This is a genomic window from Gemmatimonadota bacterium, from assembly GCA_009838845.1.
GTDB lineage: Bacteria > Latescibacterota > UBA2968 > UBA2968 > UBA2968 > VXRD01.
Genome location: VXRD01000137.1, coordinates 19,935 through 27,843 on the forward strand (window position 1 = coordinate 19,935; position 7,909 = coordinate 27,843).

Sequence of the window (7,909 nt, forward strand, 5' to 3'; positions counted from 1 at the left end):
GCGAATCAAAAAAACGACAACTTGTAATGCGCTTTAAAACTCCGCCCTGTCTCGGGCATCACGGATCGAATGCGCGAGAGATGATTGCGGTATTCCGTATCCAAAAGATTGTCAACAGAGAGAATAATACTATGGCGGGTATGGTCGGTATTAATGTCGCGCTGGGCATAGACACCGAAAACAGCATAGCCATCCGTAGGCTCTTCGAATATATCCACCCGCTCCTGTCGTGTAACAAATTCCGCAGTCCCACCAACCGTAAGCCATGGATGCTCATAAATCGTACTTCCAACAAATTTGAACGGCGGCATCTCGGGCAAGGGCAACTGCTCATCCAGGTTCTCTCCACGCACATAACTACCGTTCAATTCCAGATTCAAACGCGTATTCAAACGCCACCCCAGATGCATCTCCAGACCCAAAAATCGCGCGGCAACACCATCGGCAGCGTAAATCGGCAGCAGTTGGGCAAAATTGATCTCTCCGGTATTGCGCGGGGCAATATAGGTATCAAACTCGTTCCAATATCCGCTCAAAACAAAATCGAAACCCGGTTGCAAATAATGAAAAAAGACCTCAAAGCCCAGGCTCGTTTCGGCCTCGAGATCGACATTGCCCACCTCAAAAGTGTAAGCAGCCAGATGCGGTCCATCGTTGTAAAGCTCTTCAATAGTAGGCACGCGCTGAGACCGGCTTAAGTTTAAACCACCAGTTAGCTGGTCGGTAATGTTCACAAGCGGGCTGATTGCCGCAGACCAGGCGTGAAAGGTGCGATCTACATCGAGATCTGCAATGCTCCTTGTTCTTGGGCGCGGATCAAAGTCGGCATACGTATAACGCGCAGCAACCTGAAATTCGATGTGTCGATAGCTAAACTCGTGATAAAAACCAAGGTAAGCGTTTTGCTCTCGCGTGGGCGGCGTAAAAACAAACGCGCCCAATTTGAGATGGTGGTGACCAAAGCCCAGGGACAGAACGGTATTTCGCGTCTGGTCCTGTGTGTTCATAAGCAACTTGAGATCACCGCGGTAGTCGTGGAACAAAAACTCGGACCCAATACTGCCGCTGGATTCGTACTCGAAGTGGTGATAGTAAGTCCTGGTAAAATCCACCTCTACACTACTGAACACCTGACGATCAAAATGGTATGCCGCCTTGCCATCAAATACCCGACGCTCAATATCCAGATCTACGCCATTGGGATGCCCACCAATAAATCCACCGGGAATGCCGTATTGGGTCAAAAACTGATCAAAAGAAGCCCCGATATATCCCCGGTCAGTGGGATATGACAGACCGAGCGTATGCGTACGCGTTTCAATCGGTGTATTGGCGAGCCTACCAATGGGGGTTTGCACATCTCGAGTATCGCGGTACGTGGTCTCGGCATACAGCGCAAGCGGCCCCACGGGCACTGTAATCCCAACGGCAGAGAGATACCCCCGATTGACCGTCTCGCCATAAGCACCAACACTGCCAGAAACGCGCTGCGGATGGTCTTCGGGAATCTTCTGTTTCACCACATTGATAACCCCGCCAATAGCCGATGCCGTGTGAAGCAGTATGCGCGGTCCCCGAATAATTTCGAGACGCTCTGAATTAAAAGGCTCGAGCGTAACAGCGTGATCAGCAGAAGTAGCGGATAAATCGCGGGTCTCCATACCATCTATATTGATCTGCACGCGATCGCCACTGAGGCCGCGTATAACTGGTCGAGCAGGTGCAGGTCCCATGCTGCGGATGGCGACGCCGATTTCGTTTTTCATCGTCTCTGCAAGCGTGAGACTGTACTTCTTCTGAAGCTCATCTCCAGAAAGCACGCCAGTGGCTTTGTGCAATTCTTCAAAGCGGGTTTCCGCACTTTTCCCTACCACGTCAATGGTATCAATCTGGATCTCCCGGACTACCATTTCGACGTACAGAATGGGCAATTTCTCACCTGAGACCCTTACTTCCCGACTCACCAATCCATAGCCTACACGAAAAAAAGACAGACTATGAACGCCCTCCGGCAGATGAAAGATAAAACGGCCTCGATCATCGGTTGTCGTGCCCTCTGCGCCATCATTGACTTTGATATCAACATCGCCGATTGCGCGTTGGGTTTTGCGATCAAAAACATATCCCTCGAGCAATCGCGTATCTTGAGATGCGCCGATCGCAAAAAAAAAGAACACAACAACCAAAAAAGAAGTCGTGAATCTCAAAACGAATCTCCAACAGAGAAAAAGCCCCCACCCTGTGTCTGAAAGACCGGATGAGGGCAAAGCAGTTACTACTCTCCGACATGCACCGGAATGGGAATCGTGCGAAAATCCACATGATCGTCGTGCGTGACCTGGAGCTCAATCGTAGTTTCGCCTACCTTGAGACCCCGCAGGTGAAAATCAAACTTGCCGACATCGTCGGCATCCTGAACAACTTCCAAAACCGTGGGATCGGCAATCGCCCATGTAAATTTGAAATCCGGATCATCTGGCGGGTCAATCTCGTCGCCATCTTCATCCAGAAAACGGATGCTCCAGTGCGACGTTTCCTCATTGAGGGGGGCGTCGAGATGATCTTTCCGACCACCGCTGGCATCAATCTGCCCTCGGAAATAGCGGAAAAAACGATTGCCCGAATCTATGATAACCAGACCCTCGGGTTCGAAATGCTCTTCCTGGTGAGACGTGGGATCATCACTACCACAACCGATCACAAAGAAAGTTAGAACTGCCACAGCGGCAAAGGTGCGTTGAAACGAGTTTCTTACAAAAAACATGATAGTCTCCTGAATAAGCCCGCACGGGCAGAGAACACAGAGAGAGGTCCTCTTATGCCCGCACAAAAAGGCACAAAAATAAAAAATAATGCAAACTTTAGTATTAAGATCTGACGTTACGCAGAGGCACACTATAACGCGCCTGTCATTCTGAGCCGTAACGTAGTGGAGGCGAAGAATCTCATACCAACTCAGGTGGAACAGATGCTTCGGCAACGCTCAGCATGACAAAACGCATGACATGCGTAACATCAGTTAAGATATTCAGTATTCAGGAAACTACTGGAGGGGATCGGCCCTGAGGCGCGAGGAAAAACTGGTGGGATAAAAATATGAGATGCGGCAGAATAGCAAAACAACAGGCGTATAATACACCAAAAACGACTATGGCACTGATAAGACCACAAAAGCTATAAACCCAATGGCAAACGAGGCAATGGATGTCATGTTCAACATGCTCAACCGCATGCCCAAAGGCAAAGACAAACGCGCCGATGAACAATATGGCGATCAGTGTTTTATCGAGTTTTTCTCTCGATTCAGTGGGATGATGCACGTCAACAGGCTCCTGATATCCAATGGATACTTACCAGATTGTTGCCACTTGTGATTGCTGAATTTTTTCATCTTTACTGATCAGCGGCAATTCCATATACAGCGCAGTACCCGCAATGATGCGGTCAGGCATATCAGGCACTATTGTTCGGGGTATCTCAGCTATTTTGTGAACAATATCTTGGGTTAGATCTACCAAAACCAAATTGCTATCACCTGTTTTTAGATTATCGTGAAGCAGTTGCTGATTTTCAAGTGGAATACGACCTTTTTCTTGTAAATAAAGAATTTCAACCAAACAGATCGTGGGTATGTAAATGAAAGCGTCGCCCTGTTCACAGGCATCAAAAATTTGGCTGGCCTTAGCTCCTAGAAGAACGCTACCCTCCAAATACCAGATCAAACCATGTGTATCAGTGACTGCACGAGTCATTGGGAAACCTCTCGAGGGAAATTGCCCCACATTTCCTTACGGTTTTCACGTATTTCTTTATCCGTGATGTTTAGTCCTTTCCAGATACCTCGTAGAGATCTGTTTTGGGCCTTCTTTATCCCTTTAAGATCATGTTCTACTTGATCGGTCATACCGCGAATCAATTGAATCTTCTCCTCAACTGACAGCGAACGCGTTGTATTCAAAATTTCTGCCAACATGGGATCAGTTGCCATTTCAGACCTCCATTTGTGTGCTCTGCCGCAAAATTTGCTTTCTTTCATTATTTCCAAAATGAAAGATATGACTTGACCTCAAAAAGAGCAAGCCCCAGATCAGTCTGCTGGTCTGGGGCGTAGTAAGGTTTTAGGATAACTGACCGCTAAATTAAAAGAAAAACATCTTGTAATGCACTTTAACACTCCGTCCTGTCTCGGGCATCACGGATCGAATGCGCGAAAGATGGTTGCGGTATTCCGTATCCAAAAGGTTGTCCAAAGAGATAATAATACTATGGCGGGTATGATTGGTGTTAATGTCGCGCTGAGCATAGACACCAAAAACAGCATAGCCATCCGTAGAATCTTCAAATATATCCACGCGCTCCTGTCCTGCGACAAATTCCGCAGTCCCGCCAACCGTAAGATAAGGATGCTGATATGTCGTGCTTCCAACAAACTTGAGCGGCGGCATCTCGGGCAGAGGCAAATGCTCATCCCTGTTCTCTCCACGCACATAACTACCGTTCAATTCCAGATTCAAACGCGTATTCAAACGCCACCCCAGATGCATCTCCAGACCCAAAAATCGCGCGGCAACACCATCGGCAGCGTAAATCGGCAGCAGTTGGGCAAAATTGATCTCTCCGGTATTGCGCGGGGCAATATAGGTATCAAACTCGTTCCAATATCCGCTCAAAACAAAATCGAAACCCGGTTGCAGATAGTGAAAAAAGACCTCGAAGCCCAGGCTCGTTTCGGCCTCAAGATTGACATTGCCCACTTCAAAAGTGTACGCAGCCAGATGCGGTCCATCGTTGTAAAGCTCTTCAATAGTAGGCTCCCGCTGGGATCGGCTGAAATTGAAACCGCCCGTTAGCTGATCGGTAATGTTCACAAGCGGACTGATTGCCGCAGACCAGGCGTGAAAGGTGCGACCTACACCGAGAGCCGCAATACTCCTTGTCGTCGGACGCGGATCAAAGTCGGCATACGTATAACGCGCAGCAGCCTGAAATTCAATGTCGCGATAAATAAATTCGTGGTAGAGACCTAATGAAGCGCATTGCTCTCGCGTGGGCGGCGTAAAAACAAAACCCCCCAATTTGAGGTTATGATGACCAAAGCCCAGGGACAGAACGGTATTTCGCGTCTGGTCCTGTGTGTTCATAAGCAACTTGAGATCACCGCGGTAGTCGTGGAACAAAAACTCGGACCCAATACTGCCGCTGGATTCGTACTCGAAGTGGTGATAGAAGGTCCTGGTGAAATCCATCTCTACACTACTGAGCACCTGACGATCAAAATGGAAGGCCGCCCTGCCATCAAACACGCGGCGATCAATATCCAGATCTACGCCATTGGGATGCCCGCCAATAAATCCACCGGGAATGCCGTATTGGGTATCGAACTGGTCAAAAGAGGCACCGATATATCCCCGGTCAGTGGGATATGACAGACCGAGCGTATGCGTGCGCGTGTTAATAGGTGTGTTGACAAGCCTGCCAATAGGCGTTTGCACATCCCGGGTATTGCGGTACGTAGTCTCGGCATACAGCGCAAGCGGCCCCACAGGCACTGTGATTCCAGCGGCAGAGAGATACCCTCTATTAACCGTCTCGCCATAAGCACCAACACTGCCAGAAACGCGCTGCGGATGGTATTCCGGAATTTTTTGTTTCACGACATTGATAACCCCACCAATGGCCGATGCCGTGTGAAGCAGTATGCGCGGACCCCGAATAATTTCGAGACGTTCTGAATTAAAAGGCTCAAGCGTAACCGCGTGATCAGCAGAAGTAGCGGAAAGATCGCGGGTCTCCATACCATCTATATTGATCTGCACGCGATCGCCACTAAGACCGCGTATAACCGGCCGAGCAGGTGCAGGTCCCATGCTGCGGATGGCGACGCCGATTTCGTTTTTCATCGTCTCTGCAAGCGTGAGACTGTACTTCTTCTGAAGCTCATCTCCAGAAAGCACGCCAGTCGCTTCGTACAATTCTTCAAAGCGCGTCTCTGCGCTTTGGGCGACCACCTCAATGGTATCCGCAACAATTTCCCGGGCAATCATTTCGACGTACAGAATGGGCACTTTCTCATCCGAAACCCTTATTTCCCGACTCACCAATCCATACCCAACACGAAAAAAAGACAGACGATAAACACCCTGCGACAGACGCAAGACAAAACGGCCCCGATCATCGGTTGTTGTACCCACCGCGTCATCATCGAGTATGATATCGACATTGTCAATTGTGCGTTGGGTCTTGTGATCAAAAACATATCCCTCGAGCAATCGCGTCTCATCCGACGCGCTGATCGCGGAAAAGCAGACCACAAAAACGAGAATGAAGGCTGTAAATCTCAAAACATACCTCCTATAAAAAACCCTCATCCTGTGTCTGAAAGATCGGATGAGGGCAAAGCAGTTACTACCCTCCGACATGCACGGGAATGGGAATCGTGCGAAAATCCACATGATCGTCGTGCGTGACCTGGAGCTCAATCGTAGTTTCGCCTACCTTGAGACCCCGCAGGTGAAAATCAAACTTGCCGACATCGTCGGCATCCTGAACAACTTCCAAAACCGTGGGATCGGCAATCGCCCATGTAAATTTGAAATCCGGATCATCTGGCGGGTCAATCTCGTCGCCATCTTCATCCAGAAAACGGATGCTCCAGTGCGACGTTTCCTCATTGAGGGGGGCGTCGAGATGATCTTTCCGACCACCGCTGGCATCAATCTGCCCTCGGAAATAGCGGAAAAAACGATTGCCCGAATCTATGATAACCAGACCCTCGGGTTCGAAATGCTCTTCCTGGTGAGACGTGGGATCATCACTACCACAACCGATCACAAAGAAAGTTAGAACTGCCACAGCGGCAAAGGTGCGTTGAAACGAGTTTCTTACAAAAAACATGATAGTCTCCTGAATAAGCCCGCACGGGCAGAGAACACAGAGAGAGGTCCTCTTATGCCCGCACAAAAAGGCACAAAAATACAGAAAAATAATGCAAACTTTAGTATTGAGATATTCAGTATTCAGAAGACTACTGGAGGGGATCGGCTCTGAGGTGAAAGGGAAAACTGGCGGAATAAAAATGTGGAGTGCGGCAGAGCGAAAAAACAACAGGCGTATAATGCACTCAAAATGACTATGGCACTGATAAGACCACTAAAGCTATAAATCCAATGGCAAACGAAGCAATGGGTGTCATGTTCATCATGGTCACCATGGTCAACCGCATGCCCAAAGGCAAGGGAAAATGCACCGACGAGCAATATGGCGATCAGCGTTTTAACGAGCGGGTGTCTGGTGTAGAAATTCATTTTATAATACTATATGGGGCTACCTCGAGCAAAAATAGTTATCTATCAGTGCGTCTATTTTTCCCCTGCGGAATGCGCTCGCAATTGTCTAATCGATTGCAATCGCAAAAGCAATTTTTCGAGATTTGATTTTAGCTCTTTTTGGATCTCGACCATTTGCTCGGGTGTCACCTGTAGATCTTCTTTTTCGTGATGATGTCCATGACCGTGATCATGGGCCTCTGCCGAGTCATCTCCCGGCACTTCAACCACATTTTTTTCCCACAATTCAAAGTCTTTTTCGATAACCTGAAGACTATCGCGTATATCCACAGCATGATGTGAAAATGACTTCAGGCTATCCAGTTGGCTCTCAAATTGCTCTTCAATTTCCATCATCGCCTTGTGAATATCCGCCGCCTGTTGCAAGTGGTGTGCATCTTCTTTATTTTCTCCATGGCAAGAAACAAAGAACGCAAACACTATAACACTTATCACTTTGAGCCGCATTGTATCTTGTCTCTCCATATCTTACGTCTCCTTTCGCGTGTTTATCCTATTTTTCACAATCATCTTTGCGACATAAATGATGATTCCGAATATGGCCTGAGATCAAAAATCCCTTC

Annotated in this window: 8 protein-coding genes; 1 reads left to right on the top strand and 7 read right to left on the bottom strand. The window is 48.2% G+C overall.

Annotated elements, in window-relative coordinates; all coding sequences use genetic code 11:
- Positions 1-5: 5 nt before the first annotated feature.
- Positions 6-2,267, bottom strand: coding sequence for a TonB-dependent receptor (locus F4Y39_19095; protein ID MYC15836.1), 2,262 nt, complete (start codon positions 2,265-2,267; stop codon positions 6-8).
- 8 nt (positions 2,268-2,275) lie between these two features.
- Positions 2,276-2,764: a hypothetical protein gene (locus tag F4Y39_19100; protein ID MYC15837.1), complete on the bottom strand. Its 489-nt coding sequence runs from the start codon at positions 2,762-2,764 to the stop codon at positions 2,276-2,278.
- A gap of 421 nt (positions 2,765-3,185) precedes the next feature.
- Here F4Y39_19100 and F4Y39_19105 point away from each other — a divergent pair, with 421 nt between their 5' ends.
- Entirely contained in the window at positions 3,186-3,374 is a 189-nt protein-coding gene (locus F4Y39_19105; GenBank protein MYC15838.1) for a hypothetical protein, read from the top strand.
- Here F4Y39_19105 and F4Y39_19110 read toward each other — a convergent pair.
- From F4Y39_19110 to F4Y39_19130, 5 genes are all read right to left on the bottom strand, one after another.
- Positions 3,351-3,752 carry a type II toxin-antitoxin system VapC family toxin gene (locus F4Y39_19110; GenBank protein ID MYC15839.1) on the bottom strand — a complete coding sequence of 134 codons (402 nt, stop codon included), beginning with the start codon at positions 3,750-3,752 and terminating at the stop codon, positions 3,351-3,353. The two genes, F4Y39_19105 and F4Y39_19110, sit on opposite strands and share 24 nt — an antisense overlap.
- Complete coding sequence (locus F4Y39_19115) at positions 3,749-3,988, bottom strand: hypothetical protein (protein MYC15840.1); 240 nt, start codon at positions 3,986-3,988, stop codon at positions 3,749-3,751. The genes F4Y39_19110 and F4Y39_19115 overlap by 4 nt, the downstream gene beginning before the upstream one ends.
- A gap of 151 nt (positions 3,989-4,139) precedes the next feature.
- Positions 4,140-6,452, bottom strand: a complete 2,313-nt coding sequence (locus tag F4Y39_19120) for a TonB-dependent receptor (protein ID MYC15841.1) — start codon at positions 6,450-6,452, stop codon at positions 4,140-4,142.
- Positions 6,406-6,894, bottom strand: coding sequence for a hypothetical protein (locus F4Y39_19125; GenBank protein ID MYC15842.1), 489 nt, complete (start codon positions 6,892-6,894; stop codon positions 6,406-6,408). Before F4Y39_19125 ends, F4Y39_19120 begins: the two co-directional genes overlap by 47 nt.
- A gap of 464 nt (positions 6,895-7,358) precedes the next feature.
- On the bottom strand, positions 7,359-7,811 hold the full coding sequence (locus tag F4Y39_19130) for a hypothetical protein (GenBank protein MYC15843.1): 453 nt from the start codon (positions 7,809-7,811) through the stop codon (positions 7,359-7,361).
- Positions 7,812-7,909 lie beyond the last annotated feature (98 nt).